This window comes from Azospirillum oleiclasticum (assembly GCF_013423485.1).
In the GTDB taxonomy this organism is placed as follows: Bacteria; Pseudomonadota; Alphaproteobacteria; order Azospirillales; family Azospirillaceae; genus Azospirillum; species Azospirillum oleiclasticum.
The window spans coordinates 20,680-46,167 of sequence record NZ_JABFFR010000023.1 but is presented as its reverse complement, the minus strand read 5'-3'; the positions used below and the strand labels follow the sequence as shown (position 1 = coordinate 46,167).

Annotated in this window: 23 protein-coding genes and 2 riboswitches; of the genes, 1 reads left to right on the top strand and 22 read right to left on the bottom strand. The window is 72.4% G+C overall.

The annotated features are described in order from the left end of the window. Positions 1–2 precede the first annotated feature (2 nt). The 5 genes from fdhE to HL658_RS38315 are packed head-to-tail and all read right to left on the bottom strand — an operon-like array spanning position 3 to position 5,674. Positions 3–947: a formate dehydrogenase accessory protein FdhE gene (gene fdhE, locus HL658_RS21810; protein WP_281378843.1), complete on the bottom strand. Its 945-nt coding sequence runs from the start codon at positions 945–947 to the stop codon at positions 3–5. Positions 948–980: 33 nt separating this feature from the next. After that, the gene (locus HL658_RS21805; RefSeq protein WP_180283153.1) at positions 981–1,667 is read right to left on the bottom strand and encodes a formate dehydrogenase subunit gamma; all 687 of its coding nucleotides are present in this window, start codon (positions 1,665–1,667) and stop codon (positions 981–983) included. Continuing rightward, positions 1,664–2,566, bottom strand: a complete 903-nt coding sequence (gene fdxH / locus HL658_RS21800) for a formate dehydrogenase subunit beta (protein WP_180283154.1) — start codon at positions 2,564–2,566, stop codon at positions 1,664–1,666. Before fdxH ends, HL658_RS21805 begins: the two co-directional genes overlap by 4 nt. Positions 2,567–2,581: 15 nt before the next feature. Next, entirely contained in the window at positions 2,582–5,062 is a 2,481-nt protein-coding gene (fdnG, locus tag HL658_RS21795) for a formate dehydrogenase-N subunit alpha (protein WP_484463070.1), read from the bottom strand. A gap of 12 nt (positions 5,063–5,074) precedes the next feature. Next, positions 5,075–5,674, bottom strand: a complete 600-nt coding sequence (locus tag HL658_RS38315) for a twin-arginine translocation signal domain-containing protein (protein ID WP_246337776.1) — start codon at positions 5,672–5,674, stop codon at positions 5,075–5,077. A gap of 243 nt (positions 5,675–5,917) precedes the next feature. Here HL658_RS38315 and HL658_RS21790 point away from each other — a divergent pair, with 243 nt between their 5' ends. Continuing rightward, the gene (locus HL658_RS21790) at positions 5,918–7,060 is read left to right on the top strand and encodes a cysteine desulfurase family protein (RefSeq protein WP_343055259.1); all 1,143 of its coding nucleotides are present in this window, start codon (positions 5,918–5,920) and stop codon (positions 7,058–7,060) included. Between the two features lie 7 nt (positions 7,061–7,067). Here the strand turns inward: HL658_RS21790 and selD are convergent, their stop codons facing one another. From selD to cobW, 17 genes are all read right to left on the bottom strand, one after another. After that, positions 7,068–8,114, bottom strand: coding sequence for a selenide, water dikinase SelD (selD, locus tag HL658_RS21785; RefSeq protein WP_180283156.1), 1,047 nt, complete (start codon positions 8,112–8,114; stop codon positions 7,068–7,070). 35 nt (positions 8,115–8,149) lie between these two features. Next, the gene (locus HL658_RS21780; protein WP_180283157.1) at positions 8,150–8,527 is read right to left on the bottom strand and encodes a DsrE family protein; all 378 of its coding nucleotides are present in this window, start codon (positions 8,525–8,527) and stop codon (positions 8,150–8,152) included. Beyond that, complete coding sequence (locus HL658_RS21775) at positions 8,527–9,606, bottom strand: lipoate--protein ligase family protein (RefSeq protein WP_180283158.1); 1,080 nt, start codon at positions 9,604–9,606, stop codon at positions 8,527–8,529. Before HL658_RS21775 ends, HL658_RS21780 begins: the two co-directional genes overlap by 1 nt. Then, the gene (locus tag HL658_RS21770) at positions 9,603–10,673 is read right to left on the bottom strand and encodes a radical SAM protein (RefSeq protein ID WP_180283159.1); all 1,071 of its coding nucleotides are present in this window, start codon (positions 10,671–10,673) and stop codon (positions 9,603–9,605) included. The genes HL658_RS21775 and HL658_RS21770 overlap by 4 nt, the downstream gene beginning before the upstream one ends. Before the next feature lie 17 nt (positions 10,674–10,690). Then, positions 10,691–11,659 carry a radical SAM protein gene (locus HL658_RS21765; protein WP_180283160.1) on the bottom strand — a complete coding sequence of 323 codons (969 nt, stop codon included), beginning with the start codon at positions 11,657–11,659 and terminating at the stop codon, positions 10,691–10,693. A 203-nt stretch (positions 11,660–11,862) separates the two neighbouring features. Next, positions 11,863–12,540, bottom strand: a complete 678-nt coding sequence (locus HL658_RS21760; protein WP_180283161.1) for an energy-coupling factor ABC transporter permease — start codon at positions 12,538–12,540, stop codon at positions 11,863–11,865. A 71-nt stretch (positions 12,541–12,611) separates the two neighbouring features. Beyond that, positions 12,612–12,854, bottom strand: a riboswitch (cobalamin riboswitch). Between the two features lie 19 nt (positions 12,855–12,873). Beyond that, positions 12,874–13,635: a uroporphyrinogen-III C-methyltransferase gene (cobA, locus tag HL658_RS21755; protein WP_180283162.1), complete on the bottom strand. Its 762-nt coding sequence runs from the start codon at positions 13,633–13,635 to the stop codon at positions 12,874–12,876. Further along, complete coding sequence (locus HL658_RS21750; protein ID WP_180283163.1) at positions 13,632–14,951, bottom strand: cobyrinic acid a,c-diamide synthase CobB; 1,320 nt, start codon at positions 14,949–14,951, stop codon at positions 13,632–13,634. Before HL658_RS21750 ends, cobA begins: the two co-directional genes overlap by 4 nt. Further along, positions 14,944–15,735 (bottom strand): precorrin-4 C(11)-methyltransferase, encoded by a 792-nt coding sequence (gene cobM / locus HL658_RS21745; protein ID WP_180287659.1) that lies wholly within the window; start codon positions 15,733–15,735, stop codon positions 14,944–14,946. Before cobM ends, HL658_RS21750 begins: the two co-directional genes overlap by 8 nt. After that, on the bottom strand, positions 15,732–16,124 hold the full coding sequence (locus HL658_RS21740; protein ID WP_180283165.1) for a cobalamin biosynthesis protein: 393 nt from the start codon (positions 16,122–16,124) through the stop codon (positions 15,732–15,734). Before HL658_RS21740 ends, cobM begins: the two co-directional genes overlap by 4 nt. Beyond that, positions 16,121–17,320: a precorrin-6y C5,15-methyltransferase (decarboxylating) subunit CbiE gene (gene cbiE, locus HL658_RS21735; protein WP_180283166.1), complete on the bottom strand. Its 1,200-nt coding sequence runs from the start codon at positions 17,318–17,320 to the stop codon at positions 16,121–16,123. The genes HL658_RS21740 and cbiE overlap by 4 nt, the downstream gene beginning before the upstream one ends. Then, positions 17,313–18,101 carry a precorrin-3B C(17)-methyltransferase gene (cobJ, locus tag HL658_RS21730; RefSeq protein WP_180283167.1) on the bottom strand — a complete coding sequence of 263 codons (789 nt, stop codon included), beginning with the start codon at positions 18,099–18,101 and terminating at the stop codon, positions 17,313–17,315. Before cobJ ends, cbiE begins: the two co-directional genes overlap by 8 nt. Then, complete coding sequence (locus tag HL658_RS21725) at positions 18,098–18,829, bottom strand: precorrin-2 C(20)-methyltransferase (protein WP_180283168.1); 732 nt, start codon at positions 18,827–18,829, stop codon at positions 18,098–18,100. The genes cobJ and HL658_RS21725 overlap by 4 nt, the downstream gene beginning before the upstream one ends. Beyond that, complete coding sequence (locus HL658_RS21720; RefSeq protein WP_180283169.1) at positions 18,826–19,455, bottom strand: precorrin-8X methylmutase; 630 nt, start codon at positions 19,453–19,455, stop codon at positions 18,826–18,828. Before HL658_RS21720 ends, HL658_RS21725 begins: the two co-directional genes overlap by 4 nt. Further along, on the bottom strand, positions 19,455–20,600 hold the full coding sequence (gene cobG, locus HL658_RS21715) for a precorrin-3B synthase (protein ID WP_211109813.1): 1,146 nt from the start codon (positions 20,598–20,600) through the stop codon (positions 19,455–19,457). The genes HL658_RS21720 and cobG overlap by 1 nt, the downstream gene beginning before the upstream one ends. Continuing rightward, a complete protein-coding gene (cobN, locus tag HL658_RS21710; protein ID WP_180283170.1) occupies positions 20,597–23,884 on the bottom strand; it encodes a cobaltochelatase subunit CobN in 3,288 nt (1,095 codons plus the stop codon). Before cobN ends, cobG begins: the two co-directional genes overlap by 4 nt. A 7-nt stretch (positions 23,885–23,891) precedes the next feature. Beyond that, on the bottom strand, positions 23,892–24,929 hold the full coding sequence (cobW, locus tag HL658_RS21705) for a cobalamin biosynthesis protein CobW (RefSeq protein ID WP_180283171.1): 1,038 nt from the start codon (positions 24,927–24,929) through the stop codon (positions 23,892–23,894). 96 nt (positions 24,930–25,025) lie between these two features. Beyond that, a riboswitch (cobalamin riboswitch) is annotated at positions 25,026–25,253 on the bottom strand. Positions 25,254–25,488: the final 235 nt, after the last annotated feature.

The following is a 25,488-nucleotide window of genomic DNA, read 5'->3' as shown; positions in this document are numbered from 1 at the left end:
GGTCAGTAGCCGGTCAGGAAGGGGTTCGCGCCGCCGCGCACCCAATCCTCCTCGGCGAGCAGAAGGTCGAGCCCGAGGGAGCCGACATCGTCGGCCACCGACTCCAGCCGTGTGTCCTTGTGCTGGTGCAGGATCTTGACGTAGCCGTGGCACTGCTCGCAGGTCTCGGCCTTCACCACGTCGGGTGCCCCCTCGATGGTGTGGTAGGCGATGCCGTCGACACCGCCGCACAGCAGGCACTTGATGCGCACCACGTTCCACAGGGTGCCGCACATGGAACAGGCACAGAATCGCGTGCCGTGCGCCCCCGGCCAGCCGACGATCATGCTGGCGACCGGGCCGGACCCGCAGGATGGGCAGGCCGCGTCGGCCACGGGGGTGAGCCGGCTGGCGTCGAGCCGCGCCGCGGCCCTGGTGAAATGCACCTGGAGGGCGGCGGCCATCAGCACATGGGGGGCGACCGCATCTTCCGGGATGGAACCGACCAGCACGGCATCGGCCATGGCGCGCCGCGCGTCCGCGTCCGCCGCGCGCAGGCCTTCGATGGCGTCGCGGGACGCTTGCGGCAGGCCGTCCGCGACGGCCAGCCGGTCGAGGAAGGCGGTCAGCGTGGCGTCGAACACCGCGTCGGCTTCGAAGCGGCCGAAGGGGACCGGCGGCATGGAATGGGTGTAGGCCCGCTCCAGCTCCACCGGCGGCGGCAGCACCGGCTCCGGCAGGCCGTCCAGGCAATCGCGCTGCGCCCCGGCAACTGACGCGAGGAAGCGCAGATAGGCTTCGAGCGGATGCTCCGGCGCCAGTTCGGCGAAGCGCGCCGCGCGGCGGCCGAACAGGCTGGCGGGGTCGGGCAGGACGGCGAAGGGCGGGTCCGCCGCCTCTCCGATGTTCATGGGTGCCGGGGGGACGGCGCCCCCCGGCGGAAGTTGCGGAGAACCGGCACGCGGCATCTTCGTTCCTTGGTTTGCTGACAGGTTCCGTGCCTACTCCGCGGGACGCCGGGGCGTCCTTGCCCCGACCTCCTCACGCAGCCAGCGCCGGTGGTGACGCCACGCCCAGCCGCCGGTCACCGAACCGCGCATCATCGCGCGGACGGTGCCCTTGACCCACAGCGCCGCGTAGACGTGGACGATCCAGATCAGGATCGCCCCGATCGCCGCCAGCGCGTGCACAAGAACGGCAAGCCGCTGCTGGTCGATGGGGATGACGATGCCGAGCGTCTCGCGCAGGAACGGGTACTGGGACCGCCAGATGCCCACCCCGCTGACGAACAGCACGATGATCAGGATCGACATGCCCCAGAAGACCAGCTTCTGCCCGGCGTTGTACTTGCCAACTTCCGGCAGCTCCTCCTCCCGGCCCGCCAGCACGGCGCGCACGCGGCCGAGCCAGACATTGTCCGTACGTTCCCAGAGGTTCAGCCGCCAGAAGCGCAGGAACAGACCGGCGAAGCTGACCAGCAGCACGAGGCCGATCCAGGGATGGATGATCCGCGTGTACTCGCCGCCGCCGAACAGACCGGTCAGGAAGAACAGCGACGGATGGAACAGCGCCAGACCGCTGAGCGCCAGCAGGATCAGGCTGGCCGCCGTCACCCAGTGGTTGACCCGCGCCGCCGCGGAATAGCGGCTGACCGTGGTCGGCTCGTCGCGGTAGTGGGAGCCCGTCATGTCCCGTCCCCCTTCAGTTTGGCCGCCGCCTGCTCATCCTCGTCCGAGACGCGGTTCGGGCCGTTCACGACGTAGTGCATGAAGCCGAACACCGCGGCGAAGCCGATCCCGAGCAGGCCGACGTTCTTGGTCAGGCCCTTCCACATCTCGACCAGCGGGCTGATCTTCGGGGCCAGGGGAAGGCCGGCGTAAATCGGGGGCTTGTCCGCGTGATGCAGCACGTACATCACGTGGGTGCCGCCGACGCCGGCCGGATCATAGACGCCCGCCTTGTCGTAGCCGCGCGACTTCAGATCCGCCACCCGCTCCTCGCCATGGGCGATCATGTCCTCCTTGGAGCCGAACACGAGCGCCTGGGTCGGGCAGGCCTTGACGCAGGCCGGAGCCTGCCCGACCGCCACGCGGTCGGAGCAGAGCGTGCACTTGTACGCCTTGTTGTCGGCCTTGGAGATGCGCGGGATGTTGAACGGACACCCCTTCACGCAGTAGCCGCAGCCGATGCAGTTCTCCGAAACGAAGTCGACGATGCCGTTGGAGTACTGGACGATGGCACCCGGCGCGGGACAGGCCTTGAGACAGCCGGGATCGGAGCAATGCATGCAGCCGTCCTTGCGGATCAGCCACTCCAGATTGCCGGTGTCCGGGTTGTCCCACTCCGTGAAGCGCATCAGCGTCCAGGTGGCGGGGGAGAGGTCGTGGGGGTTGTCGTAGACCCCGGTGACCTCGCCCACCTCCTCGCGCAGGTCGTTCCACTCCATGCAGGCCACCTGGCACGCCTTGCAGCCGATGCATTTGGAGACGTCGATCAGCTTCGCCACCTCCAGCGTCTTGCGCGCGGCCGGCGGCGTGCCGGACGTCGCGGAGCGGCGCTGGAGATCAAGGGATTGCAATGTCGCCATGACCGTTGCCCTCCCTTAAGAGACAGCCGGGCCGCTGGCGAGCGGCTCGATGTCGACGAGGAACGCCTTGTATTCCGGCGTCTGGGTGTTGGCGTCGCCGACGAAGGGCGTCAGCGTGTTGACGCCGAAGCTCTTCTTGGTCTCGCCGATGAAGCCGAAATGGATCGGCATGCCGACGGTGTGCACCGTCTTGCCGTCCACCTTCAGCACCGGGATGCGCTTGGTGACGACCGCTTTCGCCTTCACCGACCCGCGGTTGGAGAAGACGCGGACCCAGCCGCCGTTCTGGATGCCTTTTTCCCGCGCCAGATCCGGGGAGATCTCGACGAAGAACTCGGGCTGCACGATCGCGTTGAGCTTCACGTGCTTGGTCCAGTAATGGAAATGCTCGGTCAGGCGGTAGGTGGTGGCGACGTAGGGGAAGTCCTTCGCCGTGCCGAACACCTCCATGTCGCCCTTAAACACCCGGGCCGCGGGGTTCGTCGGGGTCTTGGGGTGCAGGACGTTGGCGACCGGACTTTCGAACGGCTCGTAATGTTCGGGGAACGGCCCTTCCGCCATCAGCTTGCGCGCGAACAGGCGGGACACGCCCTCCGCGTTCATGATGAAGGGTCCGGCCGCCCTCTCGGGCGACAGCGTCGGCGCGTAGTCCGGCACGTCGGGTCCGACCCAGCGAGAGCCGTTCCAGTGGATGTACTGCTTCCTGGCGCTCCACGGCTTGCCGTTGGGATCCGACGAGGCCCTGTTGTAGAGCACGCGGCGGTTGGCCGGCCACGCGAAGCCCCATTTCGGGTGCACGCCCAGCCCGCTGGGGTCCGTGTTGTCGCGGCGGGCGGTCATGTTGCCCGCTTCGGTGTACGCCCCTGAATAGATCCAGCACCCGCTCATGGTGGAACCGTCGTCGCGGAGCTGGGCGAAACCGTCGACCTGCTCCCCGGCCCGGCGCAGGATCTTTGTGGGGTCGGTGGGGTCCTTCAGATCCGCGAGCGCCTTGCCGTTCAGCTCGCGCAGCAGCTCGTCCGGGCTCGGGTTGCGGGCCTGGACGTAGTTCCAGTCGAGGTTCTGGATCGGCTCGGGTACGGCACCGCCGTTCTTGGCGTACAGGTCGCGGATGCGCAGGAACAGGTCGGCCATGATGACCGTGTCCGTGCGCGATTCGCCGGGACCGTCCGCCGCCTTCCAGCGCCAGTTGAGCGTACGGCTGGAGTTGGTGAAGCTCCCCTCGTCCTCCGCGAAGCAGGTCGAGGGCAGCATGAACACCTCGGTCTGCACCTTGGCGGAGTCGATGTCGTTGAACTCCCCATGGTTCTCCCAGAAGCGCGCGGTCTCCGTCTCCAGCGGGTCGATGGACACCAGGAACTTCAGCTTCGACAGCGCCGCCCGCATCTTGTTCTTGTTGGGCACCGACAGCAGCGGGTTGAAGCCCTGGCAGATGTAACCATTCATCTGGCCCTGGTGCATCAGCTCGAACTGCTGCAGCGTGTCGTAGACCTTGTCGATCTTGGGAAGCCAGGCGTAGCCGAACTCGTTGTCCTTGGTGGCGGCCGTCCCGTACATGGCCTTCAGCAGGCTGACGTAGAACTTGTTGTAGTTCTGCCAGAAGCTGATCTGGTTGGCCTGCAGCGGGCGGAAGTCGCGGTTGGCGAAATGGGACGCCAGCGTCGGCTCGCGGTCGGTGGGCATCGCCAGATAGCCGGGCGTGCTCTGCGACAGCAGACCGATGTCGGTCAGACCCTGCACGTTGGAATGGCCGCGCAACGCGTTCACCCCACCGCCCGGAACGCCCATGTTGCCCAGCATGAGCTGGAGCATGCCGGCCGTGCGGATGGTCTGCGACCCATAGCTGTGCTGCGTCCAGCCCAGCGCGTACATGATCGTCATCGACTTCTCACCGTTGCCGGTGGAACCGATGTACTCGCACACCTTCAGGAACTTGTCCTTGGGCGACCCGCAGATCCGCTCCACCATTTCCGGCGTGTAGCGGGAGACGTGCTGCTTCAGGAGCTGAAAGACCGAGCGCGGGTGTTCGAGCGTGAGGTCGCGAACGGCAAAGCCGTCCTCCCCCATCTCGTAGTCCCAGCTTGACCGGTCATAGGTGCGGCGTTCGGCGTTGTAGCCGGAATACAACCCCTCCTCGGGATTGAAGGCGAAGGTGTCCTTGACGATGTAGGACGCGTTGGTGAAATGCTTCACATACTCTGCGTGATACTTTCCGGTCGTCAGCAGATAGTTGATGACGCCGAGCAGATAGGCGGTGTCCGTACCCGCCCGGATCGGGCAGTAATAGTCGGACACGGCGGCCGAGCGGGTGAAGCGCGGGTCCACCACGACGAGGCGCGCGTTGTTGTGGGCCTTCGCTTCCGCGACCCACTTGAAACCACAGGGATGCGCTTCGGCGGCATTGCCGCCCATGACGAGGACGATGTCGGCGTTCTTGATGTCCGTCCAGGAGTTCGTCATCGCACCGCGACCGAATGTCGGAGCCAGACTGGCCACCGTCGGGGCGTGTCAGATGCGGGCCTGGTTGTCCACCTGGATGAGGCCGAGACCGCGGGTCACCTTCCAGGTCAGCCAGCCCGCCTCGTTCGAGGTGGCGCAGCCGGCCAGGAACCCGGTGGTGGTCCAGCGGTTGACCGTGACCCCGTCCTTGTTGGCCGCGATGAAGTTGCGGTCGCGGTCCTCCTTCATCAGGGTGGCGATGCGGTCCATCGCCCAATCCCAGGAGACCTGCTTGAACGCCGCCGTGCCGGGGGCCCGGTACATCGGGTGCTTCACCCGCGTCTTGGCGCGGATGAAGTCGAGCACGCCGGCACCCTTCGGGCACAGCGTACCGCGGTTGACGGGGTTGTCGGGATCGCCCTCGACATGGAAGATCTCGGACCTGGCGTTCTTGGAGCGGTCGCCAAGGCTGTACAGGATCATTCCGCAACTGACGGAGCAGTAGGGACAGGTGTTCCGCGTCTCGGTCGCGCGCGCCAGCTTGAACGGACGGACGGCTTGCGCCATCGCCTCCTCCGCTCCGCCGAAGCCGAACGCCCCGAGCGCCGAACCCGCCGCCCCCGCGCCCGTCAGCTTCAGGAGCTGCCGTCGTGAGAGTTGCATGTTCATCGGTGTGTGTCCTCCTTGACGAGGGGCGCCGGACCGGCACCCCATCGAGACCTCCCCCTGCCCCCGGTCCGGGGGGCCGCAACACAACGCCATCTTCTTTATGGTTTTTGCGCGTCTTCGAACTGCTTGTAAGACTAGCAAATTCGGCGCGGCGCTGTAAAGATCGCTACCAGCAGCGAAAGTGTCGCAGGCGGCGGCATGCGCAACTATCGGCATGCGCCCGGACAAGGAAGGATCCGAAGCGTGACCGACAACGCCGTCTATCTGGATCACAATGCAACCACACCGGTCGATCCGGCGGTTCTGGACGCCATGTTGCCCTTTCTGCGCGGGGAGTTCGGCAACCCGTCGAGCGCCTACCCGCTGGGCCGACGCGCGCACGACGCGGTGGAGGCGGCACGGGCGGCGGTGGCGGCCCTGATCGGCGCCGCCCCCGACGAGATCCTGTTCACCGGCGGCGGCACGGAATCGAGCAACCACGCCATCCGCGGTGCCGCGGCCATGGCTCCGCCGGAACGGCGGCGGATCGTCACCACCACGGTGGAGCATCCGGCCACCGAAAAGCCCTGCCGGCGCCTCACCGCCGCCGGCTTTTCGGTGGAGCGGCTGCCGGTGGACGGCACCGGCCGCGTGGCGCTGGACGCGGCGGAACGACTGATCGATGCGGGCACCGCCCTGGTGACGGCCATCCACGCGCAGAACGAGTTGGGCACGCTCCAGCCGATCACCGAACTCGCCACGCTGGCCCGGCGCCATGGCGCGCTCTGCCACGCCGACGCCGCGCAGTCCCTGGGCAAGGTGCCGGTGGATGTGGCGGCGCTGGGTGTCGATCTGCTCACCATCGCCGGCCACAAGCTGTACGCGCCCAAGGGCGTCGGCGCCCTGTATGTCCGCCGCGGCGTCCGGCTGGATCCACTGGTGGACGGCGCCGGGCAGGAGGGAGGCCGCCGCCCCGGCACGGAAAACGTGCCCTACATCGTCGGGCTCGGCACCGCCTGCCGGCTCGCCGCCGGGCGTCTGGCGGAGGAGGCGGTGCGCCTGGACGCGCTGCGCGGCGACCTGCAGTGGCGTCTTGCCGACGCGGTGCCGGGCCTCCGGGTGCTGGGCCATCCGACGGATCGGCTTCCCAACACGCTGAGCCTGCTGTTTCCCGGCGTGCACGGCAACGATGTGTTGGCCGCGGCACCCGAGGTGATGGCCTCCACCGGCTCCGCCTGCCACGCCGGCGACCCGCAGCCCTCCGCCGTGCTGCTGGCGATGGGCATCCCGCCGGCCGAGGCGCTGGGCGCCGTGCGCCTGTCGCTCGGGCGCCTCACCGGCCCGGCGGAGGTGGAACGCGCCGCCGCCGCGCTGGCCGCCGCGTGGCGATCCTGCCGCGGCGGTTGACGCACGCTCACACCACGCGGACGGCTGCCGGCCCCTCCGCCAGGGTGCCGACCACCCGCGCCGCACCGTGGCCGTGCGCGCGGAACACGCCCAGCACCTCGTCCACCGAACCGGGGGCGCAGGCGACCAGCAGGCCGCCGCTGGTCTGCGGGTCGGTCAGCAGCTTGCGCCGCACCTCCGGCCAGCCGCCGGGGAGCACCACCCCGTCGCCGTAGCTGGCCCAGTTCCGCGTCGAGGCGCCGGTGGTGTGCCCGGCCTCCGCCAGCGCTGCCGTGTCCGGGAAGAAAGGCAGGTCGTCGAAGCGGACATCCGCCGACACACCCGACCCGCGGCACACCTCCAGCAGATGCCCCAGCAGCCCGAAGCCGGTGACGTCGGTGACGGCGTGCACGCCCTCCAGCGCCGCGAGGTCGGCGCCCGGCGTGTTGAGCCGCGTGGTGCTGTCGATCATCGCGGCGTAGGAGGTGGCCTGCAGCACCCCCTTCTTCAGCGCCGCGCTGTAGACGCCGATGCCCAGCGGTTTGCCCAGCACCAGCACATCGCCGGCGCGCGCCGTGCTGTTGCGCTTGATGCGGTCGGGGTGCACGACCCCCAGCGCCACCAGCCCGTAGATGGGCTCCTTCGAATCGATGGAATGGCCGCCCGCCACCACCACCCCGGCCGCCGCGCACACCGCCTGCCCGCCTTCCAGGATGCGGCGGATGGTGGCCGGCGGCAGCCGGTCGATGGGCATGCCGACCACCGCCAGCGCCAGGATCGGCCGCCCGCCCATGGCGTAGACGTCGGACAGCGCGTTGGTCGCGGCGATGCGCCCGAAATCGAAGGGATCGTCCACCACCGGCATGAAGAAATCGGTGGTGGCGACGATGGCCTGCGCGTCGTTCAGCCGGTAGACCGCGGCGTCGTCGGCGGTGGCCGCGTCCACCAGCAGCTCCGGCGGCACCACCTGCCCCGGCAGCGTCGCCAGGATCTCCTGAAGCAACGCCGGCGCGATCTTGCACCCACAGCCCCCGCCATGGGCCAGCTCGGTGAGGCGGACAGCGGTTTCGGTCATCGGCTCCCTCCCTTGTCATTCTTCCCGGCGGCGGCTCAGTAACTCAGCACCCGCACGTCGTCGTCCATGGTCAAGGCGATCAGGGTGGCGGCCCCCATCAGGCCGGCGCATTCGGGGATCAGGTCGGCTTCGCCCATGCCGAACAGCTCCAGGTTGGCGGGGCAGGCCCAGAAGCGGGCGCCCAGCTCGTGGGCGTCGCGGATCCAGTCATGCACCGACTTGCCGGAGCCGGGCTTCGCGAACAGCGTCTCCGCCACGCCGCGGCGCATCAGCTTGCCGGCGGTCGCGGTGCAGACCACGTCCACCTCGTAATCCATCGCGGCGGCGGTGGCCGCGTGGTAGAAGGGCGCGCCCAGCTCCTCGTGGTTGCGGGCGTCGGTGTTGACCAACACGATCAGCAGGCGGCGCGGCATCACACGGTCTCCCGGTTTCGGTGGGCGTCGACAAGTTCCTGCAGCAGGGCCAGCAGGTCGTCGGACGAGCAGCCGAGAAAGCTGGCCCCGGACGCCGCCAGCATCGCGCGGGCGCGCTCCACGCACCCCTGCATGGACGTGTCCTTCAACGCCGCTTCCAGGTCGGCCAACGTGCGCGGCGGGTTGACGAAACCGTCACCGGTGAACAGCACCGTCTCGATCATCCCATCACCGCCCGGCCGCGGCTTCAGATGCGCCCGCAGCAGGCCGCCGGGCGTGCGCCGTGTCTGGCTGAGCACGCCGTCTCCGGAGGGCGGGGCGGGGCCGGCGATGAAGTCCGGCGTTCCCACCTCATGGCGCTCCACCGCATCGGCCGACGCTTCTTCCGCCGCCCTCAGGATGCCGGGAACGGGATCGAGCCCCAGCCCGTCGGCCAGCCCGCCGACCAGCGCCTCCACGACGGTCACCATCGGCACCGGTGCGCCGAGCAGCGTTTCCAGGTCGCTCACCCGGTCCTCGATGGCGGCGGCGCCGTGCCGGCCCAGCTTCTCCCCCGGCCAGCGCAGCGCCCGGCCGATCAGCTTGCGATCAAGCTGGACCAGCACCGTGCCCTGGTAGAGCAGGGTCGGCCCGTCGAACCAGCCGCCCATGCCGCTGATCTTGCGACCACCCACCTCGACATCGTTGCGGGGCCGGAACCGCGCATCGACGCCGAGGCCCGACAGGCCGGCGGCGACCGCGCCGCCGATGCGCTCCGCCGCCTCCCCCAGCCCGCCGGGGAACAGGGCGGCGGGCAGCAGAAGTTCCCAGCCGAGGATCCCCGGCGCCATCACGATCGCCCCGCCGCCGGTGATCCGCCTCGCCACCGTCACGTCGTTGGCGGCGCACCACGCGCCGTCGACCTCCCGCTCCAGGATCTGATGGCGCCCGACCAGCGCGCAGGGTGGAAAGCTCTGGAGCCGCAACGTGTCCGGCGTGGTGCCGGCGCGGTGCCCCTCGGCCAGAGCGGCGGAGGCGGACAGGTGCCAGGTCGGCCGGCGAACGCCGGAATCGACGACACGGATCGGGCGGCGGGTCATGGGTGGGCTCCCGCTGGGCCGAGTTGGCGGCGGATGCGGCGCAGGTCGCCGCCGTTGGGCTGGAAGGGGTAGCTGGCGATGTCGCCGGGCGGGCTGTCGCCGTAGGGGCGGTCGCAGGCCGACACGTCGTCGCGCTCCTTCCCCGGACAGCCCGACGTGCGGAAGGGCACACCGGTCGCCACCACCGCGGCCAGCTCCTCGGGGTCCATGCCGAAATCCACCAGAGCCCCGTCCCCGTCGAAGCCCAGCGCCTCGAAGGGATGGGCGCGGTACTCGATCAGGTAGCGGGCGAGCTGCACGCGGCGCCAGCGCTCGCGCGGCGGCGCCGGCCGGTGGTCGAGCAGCGATCCGGCCTCCGGGAAGAAGCAGAACAGGTGGCTGTGCCCGCCCATGCGGGTGAGGTCCGCCGACAGCCCGAGAATGTCGCGGTCGCTCTCCCCCAGCCCGACGATCAGGTGCATGCCGATGCGGCCCGGCCCGAAAATGGCGCGCGCGTCCTCGAACACCGACCAGTAGCCGTCCCAGCGGTGCGGGCTGCCCACCCCCTTGCCGCGGGTGGCGGCGAACACGTCGGGGTTGGCGGCGTCCAGCGCCACGGTGAAGATGTCGGCGCCGAGGTCGTGCAGATCCTGCACGTCCCGCCGCGTCATGGTGGTGGGGTTGGACAGGATCGAGACCGGGATGCGCCCGCGCGGGATACGCGCGGTCCAGGCCGCCAGCACCGTCTTGGTGTCCTCGTCGGAGCGGGGGTGGGTGATCATGCTGATGCACATGCGGTGGAAGGGACCCGCCTCCCCCATCGCCTCCACCCGGTCGATCACATCGGCCAGTGGTGCTGTCGGCCAGTCCACCCGGATGAAGTTGCGGTCGGCGTAGCGCCGCTCGGCGTCGCGGTGGCGGGCCAGCCCGCAATAGGCGCAGTTGGCGCGACAGCCCTCCGGGTAGGTCAGCAGCAGGTTCAGGCAGCGGGTGCAGGCGCAGCGGTGCATGCGCGCCGGGCTGATCCCCAGCGAGATCGCCGCCGCGGTGGACATCTGCACGAACTCCGGCGAGCGCCGTTCGGCCATCCCCTCCCCCTCCCCGGTCAGGCCGCCGCGGCGCAGCGGTTGCGGGTCAGGCCGCAGCAGGCCATGGCCTGATCCGCCGACCGGCCCAGCGCGCGGGCTACCTCCATGATTCCCTCCGACGGGTAGGCGATGCCGTCGAAGCCGGCCAGCAGGGCCGCGGCGTCCAGCGCCGCCCGCGCCCGGCCATGCGGCCGCGCGCAGCCCAGCAGCAGGGTCCGGTCGGCCAGACGCGCCCGCGCCCGCCCGAAGAAGCGCGCGACGTCGGTCGTGTCCGGCGCGCGGAACCGCCCCGGCTCGGCGAAGGCCGGCATGACGACCACCAGGATCACCGTGTCGGCGGCGCTGTCGGCGATGACGCCGAGCGCCCGGTCCTCGCCCCGCAGCTCCCCGAAATGCAGCCCGGCCACGATGTGCGGCACGGTGCGCAGACCGGCCTTGAGCAGGCAGTCGAGCGACCGCGCGAAATCCGCCACCGGCCGGTCGAGCCGGTAGACCTCGCGGATGGTGTCGTCGTCGCCGATGATGTCGAGCATCGCCACATCGATCCCGGCATCGGCCAGCAGGCCGGCCCGGCGATGGTCCACCAACCCGGTGTGGACGGCGACCTCCAGGCCCGGGTGGTCGCGCTTCAGCGCCGCGACGGTGGACAGGAAGCGTTCGAAGGGCACCTCGTTGCGCCGGTTGGACCCGCCTGACAAAAGAAACCCCGCCAGCCCGTCCGCGGCGATCCCGTCCCGCACGAGACGGTCGAGATCGGCGGGCGTGGTGGCGGGGGTCATCGGCTCCAGGATCGCCGCCCGGCAATGGTGGCAGTTCAGCGCGCAGGCAGGGCCGGTGATGGAGAAGGCGGGGAAGCGCCGCGACACGCGGCAGGGCTCGAGTCCCTCGACCTCGTGATGACGGAAGGTCGGGGTGGAGGCCCGGAAGGGACGCCCCGAGAAGGCGGTGCCGACCGCCCTCAACGCGGCCAGATCGGCCGCGGGCAAATCCGAAACATCCAGGTCGCCGATGCACGCATCGGCGATCGGAACAGGACGGTGGTCGTCGGGCATTGTTCCCCGGCATGGCCTCCCACCGCGCACCACGTGGCGCACCGGCGGGAACAGTATGCCGCATCAACCATCCGTCCGCCGCTACTTTCCGAGGGCGCCCACCACTTTGGGGGGAGGGCGCTCCCGGACAGCGGGCGTCAGGCGTGGCCGAACATCCGGTCGGTGACCAGCGGCGAGCGGGCGCCACGGCCCAGCGCCTTGGCGGCGGCGAGCACGGCCAGATCGACCAGCGGCTCGACCAGCACCACCAGCATGTAGGCGGCCCCGAAGCTGCCCACCGAGGCGAGGTTTTCCGCGCCGAAGCCCTGGCCGTAGAAGGCCCAGAAGGCCACCCACGACACGATGCCGGCCTGATAGGTGAAGGACAGCTTGGCGACCTGGGCGTAGCTCAGATCGACATAGGCGGTCCTGGCCGGAACGATGCGGCGGGCCACCGCCTCGATCGCGAACAGCGGCACCAGCAGGGTGGTGACGTTCATGAAGTATTGCGGCAGGTCGTAGGGTGCGAAGAACAGACCCTGGATGGCAAGGCCCGCCGCCAGACCGACCGCCGCCGGGGCGGCCCCGAACAGCAGCAGCAGCGTGGAACCGAGGATCAGGTGCACTTCCGAGATGCCGACCGGCACATGCGGCAGCACCTCGAAGAAGCTGAACACCAGAGCGGTGGCCGCGGCGCTGCGCAGGACGAAGGCGCCGGCCCCCTCCTGACGCACGGCATCGACCGCCAGCTTGGCGCCGTACACGGCGCCCGTGCCGGCAGTGGCGTAGGAAAGCGCGATCTTCGCGCTGTCGACGATTCCGGGTTCCATATGCATGAAAACAACTCCTTGCTCCGCATACACCCCGTGCAGCGGCATGGATGATCGTGGGGTGTCGTGGGTCCACCCCGGTTTGGCGTCGCGGCCGGTCTCCGGGCTTGCGAGCGGGGTATCCCCGGGGCCGTCCCGCCTTCCCACGCGGCGTGCGCGCGCAGTGGCATGATGGGGGGCCTTCACTCGCCTACCGTTGCGGGGGCAGCGCCGGACTGGGTCCGCCAGCACCCTCGTGGAGAGGGCAAGGCGCACCGTCACCGGCTTCCCGTTTCACCCCCGCCCTTGCGGCCGGGGGCACCGTTCAGCCCTTCCTGAATAACACCGTCCGACCCATGGTCAAACGGGAAAAGCCGCGCCCGGGCTTCCTTCGCCGGCCAGCGGACCGTAGAGGATCAGCGCCGGGGCGTGCCCCGGATCGCCGGCAAGGTCGCGGGCCAGCCCGCCGAGCGTGCCGCGGGCCAGCCGCTGCTCCGGCCGGCTGACATTCTCGGCCAGCAGCGCCGGGGTGTCGGCTGGCAGCCCATGCTCCATCAGCCGCGCCGCCAGCACCGGGAAGGTGCGCTTGGGCATGAAGACCACCGTCGTCGCCAGCGGGTCGGCCAGCGCCGGCAGGTTCAGATCCGCCGGCAGCGCGCCCGCCACGTCGTGGCCGGTGACGAACTGCACGCGACGCGCCGACAGCCGGCGGGTCAGCGGGATCAGCGCGGCCGCCGCGGCGGCGGTGGCGGAGGTGACGCCGGGCACCACCTCGTACCCGATGCCGGCGGCGCGCAGCGCGTCCATCTCCTCCTCCAGCCGGCCGAACAGGGCGGGGTCGCCGGATTTCAGCCGCACCACGCGGGCGCCGGTGCGGGCGTAATCCACCAGCAGGCGGCTGACATGGTCCTGCTTGGGCGAGGGCCGTCCGGCGCGCTTGCCGACCGCGACCAGATCGGCCTCCGCCCGCGCGTGGGCGAGGATGGGGCCGGCCGACAGATCGTCGAACAGCACGGCGTCGGCGGCCTTCAGCCGGGCGACCGCCTTGAGGGTCAGAAGCTCCGGATCGCCGGGGCCGGAACCGACGAAGGACACGAATCCGGGGGTCTGTCTCCCGTTCATCGGGCGTCCTCCGCGATCATGTGGAAGAAGCTGCCGGTGACCCGGCCGCGGCGCGCACCCGACTCGGGCACCGCAACACCGTCGGCGTCGGTCACGCGGGCGAGCGGCGGGTCGGGCTGGTCGAGAATGGTGGAGTAGTGGAACTCGTGCCCGCGCAGCACCGACCCGGCGGGAAAGCCCGGCATCGGGGCCAGCAACTCCGCCCGCCGGTAGCCCAGATGCATGCGCCGCTTCTCGTAGCTGGTGACGAGGCCGAGCAGCCCGACCATCCGGTGCCGCACGCCCTGCCCGTCCACCAGCCAGTCGCCCAGGGCCATGTAGCCGCCGCATTCCCCATGCACCGGCCGGCTTTCGGCGAAACGCCGAAGTCCGGCGCGGAACCGCTCCGCCGCCGCCAGCCGGCCGGCGTGCAGCTCCGGATAGCCGCCGGGCAGCCAGGCGAGGTCGGCCGCGGGGTCGGGCGGCTCGTCGGCCAGCGGCGAAAAGGGCCGGATCTCCGCCCCCGCCGCCCGCCAGCCCTCCAGCAAATGCGGGTAGAGGAAGGAGAAGGCGGCATCCAGCGCCAGCGCGATGCGCTGCGCCGGCGGGCGCGGCAGCGGGCCGGACGGCGCACCCGCGCGCCCCCCTCCGGCTGCGCGGCGCAGCGCCGCGACGTCCACATGCGCCCGCAGGAAGGCGGCGAGCGCCGCCAGCGTCGCCTCCAGGTCCGGATGCTCCATCGCCTGCACCAGCCCCAGATGGCGTTCGGGCAGGGTGAGGTCCTTGCGCCGCGGCAGGGCGCCCAGCACGCGGATGCCCGCCGCCTCCATGCCCAGCCGGGTCAGCCGCTCGTGCCGCGGGCTGGCGACGCGGTTGAGGATGACGCCGGCGAAGGGCAGGTCGGGCCGCAGCCGCGCGAAGCCCAGCGCCGTCGCCGCCGCCGACTGCGCCTGCCCGCTCACATCCAGCACCAGCACCACCGGCCAGCCGAAGGCCGCCGCCAGCTCGGCCCCCGTGCCGGTGCCGGACGCCCCCGGCCGTGCCACCCCGTCGTAGAGCCCCATCGAGCCCTCGGCGACCACGAGGTCGGCCCCGTCCGCCCGTGCCGCGATGGCGTCGAGCAGGTCCGGCCCCATCGCCCAGCTGTCGAGGTTGAAGGAGGCGCGGCCGCAGGCGGCGCGGTGGAAGGCCGGGTCGATGTAGTCGGGGCCGTTCTTGAAGGGTTGCGCGACCACCCCGTCCTCCGCCAGCGCCCGCAGCAGGCCCAGCGTCACCGTGGTCTTGCCGCTGCCCGAGGCGGGGGCGGCGATCAGCAGGCCGGGCGGGCGCTCAGCCATCGGAGCTTGCCCCGCCGGAGGGGAAGAGTGCCGAGTTGGGGCGGAAGCGGCGGTCGTAGTCGGCGGCGTAGAGCCGGCTGTCGGCGAACCCCTCCGCCGCCAGCGCGCGGCCGACCAGGATCAGGGCGGTGCGCTCCACCCCGTCGCCCAGCGCCGCCTCCAGCGTGGCCAGCGTGGCGCGCACCACCCGCTGGTCGGGCCAGCTCGCCCGGTAGACGACGGCGGCCGGACAGTCCGCGCCGTAGTGGGGCGACAGCTCGGCCACCACGTCGGCCAGCTTGTGGATGGACAGATGGATGGCGAGCGTCGCCCCGGTGGCGGCGAAGGCGGCCAGCCGCTCCCCCTCCGGCATGGCCGACGCGCGGCCGGAGGTGCGCGTCAGCACCACCGACTGCGCCAGCCCCGGCAGGGTCAATTCCGTTTCCAGCGCGGCGGCGGCGGCGGCGAAGGACGGCACGCCGGGGGTGACGGTGACCGGGATGCCCTCCGTCCGCAGGCGACGAAGCTGCTCCCCCATGGCCGACCACACCGACAGGTCGCCGGAATGCAGCCGCGCCACGTCCTGGCCCGCGGCGTGGGCCGCCACGCATTCGGCGATGATGGCGTCGAGGTCGAGCGGCGCGGTGTTGACGATCCGCGCCCCCGGTGGGCAATGGGCCAGCACCCCCTCCGGCACCAGCGAGCCGGCGTAGAGGCAGACCGGGCAGCGCGCGATCAGGTCGCGCCCGCGCAGCGTCAGCAGGTCGGCGGCACCGGGGCCGGCGCCGATGAAGTGGACGGTCATGGCGAAGCTCCCGTAACGGCGATGGCGCCCACAGCGATGGCACAGGTGGCGAGACGGTCGGCGGACACCACGCGCGGCCCCAGCAGCCGCGCCGGCCCGCCACCCCCGGCGGCGACCAGCGCCGCGGCCTCCGCCACGCAGCCGGTGCCGCGGGCGGCGAGCACGCGGGCCGAGCGGCTGGGGGTGTCGGTGGCGGCGAGATCGCCCGCGGCGACCGCAATCACCGGCACGCCCAGCGCCCCGGCGAGCGACCGCAGCGCCGCGGCGTCGGCCTTGTCGGCGGGCGCCGCGAGGAGGGTGACCCGATGCCCCACCGCGGCGCGCTCCAGCGCGTCGCGCAGCGACTCCACGGTGGCGGCACCACGGAAGCCGAAGCCGGCGGCGATCATCGCACCACGCTCCACTGCACCACCGGATAAGCGGATTTCCACCCGCGCCGGCCGCCGAGCGGCGACGCCTCGGCCAATTCGATGCGCAGCAGGCTGCCACCGACGCGATCGTGCCAGGAGGCCAGCAGTGCCTCGGACTCCAGCGTCACGGCGTTGGCGACCACGCGGCAGCCGGCGGGCAGCCGCTCCCACAGGGCCGTCAACAGCGCTTCGGACAGCCCGCCGCCGACGAACACCGCGTCGGGTGGCGGCAGCCCCTCCAGCACGTCCAGCGCGCGGCCCTGCACCAGTTGGAGCCGGTCGGCGCCGAGACGGTCGGCGTTGGCGCGGATGCGGGCGGCGCGCGCCGGGTCGGCCTCGACGGCGGTCGCCTGGGTGGTGGGGTGGGCGAGCAGCCATTCGATGGAGACGGAGCCGGAACCGGCCCCGATGTCCCACAGCCGCTCGCCCGGCCGCGGGGCGAGCGCGGACAGGGTCAACGCCCTCACCGGGCGCTTGGTGATCTGGCCGTCATGGTCGAACAGGGCATCGGCGCGGCCCGCCGCCGCGGTGATCACCGCGCCGTCGCCGGCCGGCTCCAGCCCCACCGCCACGGGGTGGGCGACGTCGGTCAGGTCGAAGCCGGCGGCGCTGGTCCGGCGCACCCGCTCGCGCGGGCCGCCGAGAGACTCCAGCACCGTCATGGCGGTGGCGCCGAAGCCGGCGTCGCGCAGCCAGGCCGCAAGCTCCGCCACCGCCGCCCCGTCGCGCAGCAGCAGCAGCGCCCGCACTCCCGGCGCCAGATGCGGGCGCAGCCGCGCCAGCGGGGCGGCGTGCAGGCCCAGACAGACGGTGGTCTCCAGCGCCCAGCCCAGCCGCGCCGCGGCCAGCCCGAAGGTCGAGGGTGCGGGCAGCGCCCACCACTCCCCCAGCTCCAGATGGCGGGTGACGCTGGTGCCCGCCCCGAACCAGAAGGGATCGCCCGACGCCAGCATGACCACGCGCCGCCCGCGCAACGCCAGCAACCGCGGGATGCCGTCCGCGAAGGGCACCGGCCATTCCATCGCCTCGGCCGTCAGCCCCGGCAGCAGCGCCAGATGGCGGGACGCACCCGTCACCACGTCAGCGGCGGCGATGGCGGCGAGCGCGGCGGAGGACAGCCCGTCCGCCCCATCCTCGCCAAGCCCGACGATGGTGAGCCAGGGGGCGCTAGCCATGCCCGCCACCCTCCCCCGCCGGGACCGCGCGCGGGGTGTAGACGAAGGCTCCGGACGGACGGGGCAGGACGCGGGTCAGGCTGGAGCCCACCAGCACCACCGTGCGCATGTCCGCCATCTCCGGCCGCGCGTCCGGCAGCGGGACGACGCGCAGCGTCTCCTCCGGCGTGGTGACGGCGCGGGCGAAGACCACCGGCCGCGCGTCGCCGCAGGCCTCCCGCAGCAGCTCCAGCGCGCGGGCGAAGCCCTCCGGCCGGGCCTTGCTGCGCGGGTTGTAGAGGGCGATAGCGAAGTCCGCCTCGACCGCGAGGCGCAGGCGCTTCTCGATCAGCGCCCAGGGCTTCAGATTGTCCGACAGGTTGATGGCGCAGAAATCATGGCCCAGCGGCGCCCCGACCCTGGCCGCCGCCGCCAGCATGGCGGTGATCCCCGGCAGCACCCGGATGTCGAGTGCCCGCCACGCCGCCGGCCCCGCCTCCAGCGCCTCGAACAGCGCCGACGCCATGGCGAACACCCCCGGATCGCCCGACGACACCACCACCACCCGCCGCCCGGCCGCGGCCAGCTCCAGCGCGTGGCGGGCGCGGTCGAGCTCCACCCGGTTGTCGCTGGCGTGCAGGGTCAGCCCGTCGCGCGGGGCCACCCGCGCCACATAGGGGATGTAGCCGACCGCGTCGGTGGCGGCGGCCAGAGCGGCGCTCACCTCCGGCGTCACCAGCGCCGCGTCTCCCGGCCCGAGCCCCACCACCGCCAGCCAGCCGCCGTCCAGCGCGACGCTCACGGCCGCCGCCCCCGGCCGTGCACCAGCACGATGGAGAAATAGGGGGTCACCCGCTCCCCCGCCTCGTTCAGCGGGACCACCCGTTGGGTGGCCATGGTCGCGAACTCCACCAGCCACGCCGCGTCCAGCCGGCCGGATTCGGTCAGCGCGCGGCGCACCTTGCCGATGTTGCGACCGATCTTCATGACCACCAGCGCGTCGCAATCGGCCATGCGGCGGGACAGCTCCTCCTCCGGCAGGGTGGCGGGCAGCACGGTCATCACGTCGTCGCCCCAGGTGATGGGGATGCCGGTCGCGGTCCAGGCGCCCGACATGCCGGTCACCGCCGGCACCACCCGCACCGGCACCAGCCCCTCCAGCCGCGCGTGCAGATGCATGAAGGAGCCGTAGAAGAACGGGTCGCCCTCGCACAGCACCACCACATCCTCGCCCGCCGCCGCGATCGCCGCCAGACGCGCCGCGCAATCGGCGTAGAAGGCGGACAACAGCTCGTTGTAGCGCGGGTCCTCCACCGGGATCTCGGTGGTGACCGGGTATTCCATGGCGATCTCGGCGGCGTCGGGGCCGAGCATGCCGTCCACGATGGTGCGCGCCTGCCCCGGCCGCCCGGCCTTGCGGAAATAGGCGACGTGGCGCGCGGTGCGGATCAGCCGGTCGGCCCGCACCGTCATCAGCTCGCGGTCGCCGGGGCCGAGCCCGACGCCGTGGATGGTCCCCGGCCCGCTCATTCCGCGCGGCTCGCCAGCGCGTTGACGGCCGCCACGGCGATGGCGCTGCCGCCCGGCCGCCCCTCGACGATGCAGCAGGGCACGGGTTGCGCCTCCCACAGCGCGGCCTTGGATTCCACCGCCCCCACGAAGCCCACCGGGCAGCCGACGATGGCGGCGGGGCGCGGGCAGTCCGGATCCTCCAGCATGGTCAGCAGGTGGAACAGCGCGGTCGGCGCGTTGCCGATGGCGACCACGGCGCCGGCCAGCAGGGGGCGCCACAGCTCCAGCGCCGCGGCGCTGCGGGTGGTGCCGAGCCGGCGCGCCAGTTCCGGCACCCCCGGCTCGTGCAGCGTGCAGAGCACCCTGTTGTCGGCCGGCAGGCGCGGGCGGGTGATGCCCTCGCTCACCATCCGCGCGTCGCACAGGATGGCCGCCCCCGCCTCCAACGCCGCGCGGGCCGCCGACACGAAGCCTGGGGAGAAGTGGATGCGCGGGGCCAGCTCCACCATGCCGCAGGCGTGGATCATGCGCACGGCCACCGGCTCCTCCTCCGCGTCGAAGCGGGCGAGGTCCGCTTCCGCCCGGATGGTGGCGAAGGACTGGCGGTAGATGGCGGCGCCGTCGGTCTCGTACTGATGCGGCATCACGCGGCTCCGAAGCGGGTGGCAAGAGTGTCCGGGTCGAGGCCGGTCTCCAACGGCATGTCCCACGCCCGGCCGTCGCGCACAAGGTCGAACCGCCCGTCGCGGCCAACCAGCGTCAGCGGTGCGGCGCCCGCGTGGGCGCAGCCCTTGGCGCAGCCGGAGACGTGCAGCCGCCCCGGCGCCCGCGCGGCGAGACGAAGGGCGAGATCGCGCGTCGCCACCGTGGCGGACGGGCAGAAGGGCACCCCCGCGCAGGCCTCCACCCGCAACCGCGGGTCGTCGGCACCGGTGACGAAGCCGTCCGCGGCCACCAGCGCGCCGCCTTCCAGGATCAGCACCCGCACAGCGGTGGTGCGCAAGGCCGCGGCCCCGCTGGCGCGCAGCAAGTCGGCGAACGCCGCCGCCTCGATCTGGCCGAAGGGAACCCCCACCGCCAGTCCCAGAGAGGTCACGCCGGGGGCCACGGGCGGCGCTTCCGCAGCCGGCGCCTCGGTCCCGGCGAACGCGTCGGGCAGCGCGGTCCCAGCCAGATGCCGCGCCATGCGCCCCGCCGCCGCCCCGCCGCTGTCGACGAACCAGCGGGCAAGCGCGATCACCGCATCGACCGCGCCCTCCACCGCGACCGGGCGGCCGAGCGGTGCCCCGTCCGCCCGCAGGATCAGCCCGCCGCTGGCCCCCCGCTCGACGCGGATGTCGGCCGACGCCGCGGCCAGCCGGCGGGCGTCCCCGGCATCGACCGCGAAGCCGAACTTGGCGGGCAGCGGCGGCAGCTCGGCCAGCCGCGCCGCGAGGGCGGCGGCGATGAGCGCCGTGTCGTCCCCGGTCTGCCAGAACGGATCGACCAGGATGTTGCGGCGGGATTCCAACGCCGGGTCGGCGTCCAGCAGCCCCAGCGCGCCCAGCCGCTCCAGCAGCGGCCCGTGCGTGTCGGTCCGCACGCCGCGGATTTGCAGGTTGGCGCGGCTGGTCAGGTCGATGATGCCGGAGCCGTACGTCCGTGCCGCGTCGCACAGCCCGTACGCCTGCTCCGCCGTCAGCCGCGCCAGCACCGGACGGACGCGCAAGATCAGCCCGTCGCCGGATTCCATGGGACGGTACGCGCCGGGGCACCAGCCCTTGGCGGGTGGTCGGAGGGTCGTCGTCATGGGGCGCTCCGCAGGCTGGCGAGGATGGAGTTGCGCCGCGTGCGCCACAGGCCGGCGGCGTGGAGGGCGGCGAAACGCTCCTCCATGGCCGCCAGTGCTGCGGGATTTTCGGCCTTCAGGAAAGCGCGCACGTCGTCGCGCCCCAGCGTGGCGTCGTGGTAGAGGTCGAACAGGTGCGCCGGCACGGCACCCGCCAGATGGGCGAAGGCCGCCATGTGGTCGAGCGTCGCCGCGATCTCCCCAGCCCCGCGGAAACCGTGGCGCATCATGCCGGCGATCCAGGCGGGGTTGGCGGCCCGCCCGCGCACGACGCGCGCCACCTCCTCCCCCAGGCTGCGGGCGCGGGGGGCTTGCGCGTCGGTGGCGTCCAGATGGTAGAGCGCCGCCCGCCCGCCGGTCAGCGCCTTGGCCGCGGCGAAGCCGGCCTCGTGCGCCGCGTAGTCGGCCGCCAGCAGCAGGTCGGTTTCCGGCAGATCCTGGAGATGGACGAAGGCGTCGGCACCGGCGACCCGCGCCTCGATCCCGGCGCGGTCGCGGGCGGCGTCGGCGCCGTTCAGCGCCCACTGGCTGGCGTCGAGCCACGCCTCTCCGGCCCGCGCCCGACCGGATTCCGAAAAATCCTCCGCCGCGTCGCCCAGCCCCAGCCCGTAGCCGCCGGGTGCCGGGCCATAGACCCGCCGCGGCGCCGCCTCCCCCGCGTAGGGGTTCATCTCGGCCGGCTCGTCGCGGGCGCCGAGCGCCCGCACCGCCTGCCCGAACAGGGTGGACAGGGTGGGGAACACGTCGCGGAACAGGCCGGACACCCGCAGCGTCACGTCGATCCGCGGGCGGTCGAGCACCGCCAGCGGCAGGATCTCCACACCAGCCACCCGGCCCGACTCCTCGTCCCACACGGGCTTGGCGCCCAGCAGGTGGAGCGCCATGGCGAACTCCTCTCCGCCCGTGCGCATGGTGGCGGAACCCCAGAGATCGACCACCAGCCCGCGCGGCCAGTCGCCATGATCCTGCAAGTGACGGCGCAGCAGCTCCTCGGCGAGGCGTACACCCTGCGCGTACGCCGCGCGCGACGGCACCGCGCGCGGGTCTGTCGTGAACAGGTTGCGCCCGGTGGGCAGCACGTCCGCCCGCCCGCGCCAGGGGGAGCCGGACGGCCCCGCCGCCACCCGCCGCCCGTCCAGCGCCGCCAGCAGCCCGTCGCGTTCCGCCTCCGCGCATCGCGCCGCCTCCGGCCAGTCGCCGGCTGGCGCACGCCCGAACACGTGCAGCCCATCGCCAAAGCGGCTGTCCTTCACATCGCAGACGAAGCGGTCGATGCGGGTGATCGCCTCCACCGTGCCCATTTCGGGGCCGAGGCCCAGATCCTCCTCCACCCCCGCGGCCCGCGCCTCCTCCCGGATGTCGGCGTGCAGCCGCTCCCGGCGCTTCGGGTCGAGCCCGTCGGCGTTGGAGAATTCGTCGAGCAGCGCCTCCAGCCGGGCGAGGCGGTCGCTGCCGGCGCCGCGCCGCAGCGGCGGCGGGATGTGGCCCACGGTGACGGCACCCAGCCGGCGCTTGGCCTGCGCCGCCTCGCCCGGGTCGTTGACGATGAAGGGGTAGACGACGGGCAGGTCGCCGGTCAGCGCTTCCGGCCAGCAGGCGGCGGACAGCGCCACCGCCTTGCCCGGCAGCCATTCCAGCGTGCCATGGGCGCCGATGTGGACCAGCGCGTCGATGCGCTCCGCCCGGCGCATCCACAGATAGAAGGCCACATAGGCGTGTCGCGGCACCCGCGACAGGTCGTGGTACTCGCCGTCGCGCACCCGCGGCTCCCCACGCTCCGGCTGCAAGGCCACCAGCGCGTTGCCGCGACGCACGGCGCGGAACCGGAAGATGCCGTCCCGACAGTCGGAGTCCTCCTCCGGATCGCCCCACGCCACCTCAAGATCGCTCCGTAGGGCGGGTGGCAGGGCGGTCAGTGCCATCCGGTAGTCGGCGAGCGGCCAGGACAGGCTGCCGGTGCTCAAGGCGTCGGCCAGCGGCCCAGCCGGCCCGGTCGCGTAGCCCGCCGTCGCGAGGTCCGCCAGCATCGCGTCGGCCGACGCCAGCGCGTCCAGCCCCACCGCGTGGGCCATGCGGTGCTCCTTGCCCGGATAGGTGGACAGCACCAGCGCCAGCCGCGTCTCCGCCGCGGGCAGGGTCTGCAGCCGCACCCAAGCCGCCACCCGGTCGGCCACGGCACCGACCCGCTCCGGCTCCGCCCGGTGGACCATGCGCGCGAAGCCGAGCGCCGCGTCGCGCTCCGTCGCCTCCTTGAAGCTGACCACCCCCGCGAACAGACGCCCGTCCACCTCCGGCAGCACCACATGCATGGCGAGGTCGGCGGGGGACAGGCCGCGCGCCGCCCCCTCCCACGCCGCGCGGGTGCTGGTCGCCAGCGCCACCTGGAACACCGGTACGCCGGCCGCGTCGAGCGGCGAGCCGCGGTCACCGTCGCGGGCGGAAAAAGCGGTGACGTTGACGATCGCGGCCGGGGCCAGCGCCCCCGCCCAGCGGGCCAGCCAACCGGCCGCCCCCGGCGCCTTCAGCGACGGCGCGAACAGCCCGAAGGGTGCGAAGCCGCGCGCCTCCAGCGCCGCGAACAGCGCCTCCACCGGTTCCAGATCGTGGGCCGCCAAATAGGTGCGGTAGAAGACCACGAGCACCCGCGGCCGGTCACCGGGCGCCGCGGCAAAGGCCGCCGGGCATGCAATGGCGTCGGCCGGTGTCCAGCCGCCCACCTCCGGCAGGGCCTTGCTGCCCGGCACCGGCCCGGCGTAGAGCCCGGCGGCGAGTGCGAGCTGCGCCAGCGCCGCCTGCGCCGCCACCGCGCCGCCGGTCTCGCACAGCCGGGCCAGCCGGGCCAGCGTCGAGGGCGGCAGGGTGGAGGCGGCGTCGAGTTGCGGGTCCGGCCGCCCGTCCCCCGGCAGCACGGCGAGCGCGATGCCGCGGCGCCGCGCCATCTGCTCCACCTGCGCCAGACCATAGGCCCAATAGGGCACGCCGCCGATCAGCCGGATCAGGATGCCCTTCGCACCCGCCAGCGTCTTCTCGATGTAGGTGTCCACCGAAAGCGGGTGGCGCAGCGCCGCGAGGTTGGCAAGCCGCAGCGACGGCAGTGCGCCGCCCGCCCGGTGCCAGCCCGCGGCGAACGCGCCGAGGTCGCTGTCGGAGAAGGACAGCACCACCAGATCGGCCGGCTCTTGGCCGAGGTCGGTGGGGGTGTCGGTCTCCTCCAGGCCGTGCCGCTCGCGGAAGACGACGTGCATCGCGGCGTTATCCGGCGAGGTCCGCGGCCAGCGCCGGCACGTCGAGACCGCCCGCCTCGGCGATCACCACCAGCCGGCCAGTGCGCGGCTCGCCCGGCGCCCAGGGCCGGTCGTACTGGGTGCGCACCCGCGCGCCCACCGCCTGGACCAGCAGCCGCATCGGCTTGCCCGCCACGGCCACATAGCCCTTGGCCCGCAGCAGCCCGCGGGCCGCCGACACCGACGCCAGCCGGTCGGCCAGGGCGGCGGGGTCGGTCTGTTCGGGCAGGTCGATGACCGCGCTCTCGAAATCCTCGTGGTCGTGGTCGTCCTCGCCGTCATGGTGGGACGGCCGGGCGGCGATGTCGTCCTCCGCCGCGGCGTTGAGGCCGAGGATCACCCGCGGATCGACGGCCCCCTCCCGCACCTCCACCACCGGCAGCGGGCGCGGGGCCTCCGCCGCGATCACGGCGCGGGCGCGTTCCAGCCCGGCGGCGTCGGTCAGGTCGGGCTTGGTCAGCAGCACGAGGTCGGCGCAGGCGATCTGGTCCTCGAACACCTCCGACAGGGGCGTCTCGTGGTCCAGGCTGTCGTCGGCGGCGCGCTGGGCGTCCACCCGCGCGGGGTCGGGGGCGAAGCGGCCGGCGGCCACGGCTTCCGCGTCGGCCAGCGCGATCACCCCGTCCACCGTGATGCGCGAGCGGATGTCCGGCCAGTCGAACGCCTTCAGCAGCGGCTTGGGCAGGGCGAGGCCGGAGGTCTCGATCAGGATGTGGTCGGGGCGCGGCGACAGCGCCATCAGCCGCTCGATGGTGGGGATGAAATCGTCGGCGACGGTGCAGCAGATGCAGCCGTTGGCCAGCTCGACGATGTTCTCCTCCGGGCATTCGGGGATGGCGCAGGATTTCAGGATCTCGCCATCGACGCCGACGTCGCCGAACTCGTTCACCACCACGGCGAGGCGGCGGCCCTCCGGGTTGCGCAGCAGATGGCGGATCAGCGTCGTCTTCCCGGCGCCGAGGAAGCCGGTCACCACGGTCACGGGGATTTTCGACAGATCGGGCACGCGGGTCCTCCGGCATCGGTGTTGCGGATGCGGGAGGAACGGAGGCGGGATGGACCGGAGCACGGCGCAGACCCGTCGCCGGAATCCCCCGTCCGGTTGCGTCACAGCGTGCTGGCAGGTCTCCCGGCTTGCGGATGCCGGAGCCATCGGCTCCGCCGGTCGCCCCGCCTTCCCGGCCCCGCCCTCGTCGGGCTAGGCCAGTGGCGCTGGGGCGCCCTCTCCGGTCACGGTCGCGGGGGCGGCTGCGCTTGAAGGACCATCGGCCCCCCTGTCGCATTCCCTCTTCGCCTGTCATGGACAGGAACCAGCCGCACGGTGATGCGCCACAGGGCGGCCCGGTGTCAAGGGCAGCCGGTCACGCGCGATCGGACATCGCCGGTGACCCACGGCCTGTGGGTGTGGAGGTTCGGCCGGGTATGAAAACGAAAAGCCCCTGACGACGGTTGTCATCAAGGGTTTTTTGATTTGGTTGCGGGGACTCGCAACCTCCAACAGCTCACGCGTCCGGCGGTCTGGATCTGAGCTCCCTTATGGCCGCCGCTCGCGGTCATGCACCCCT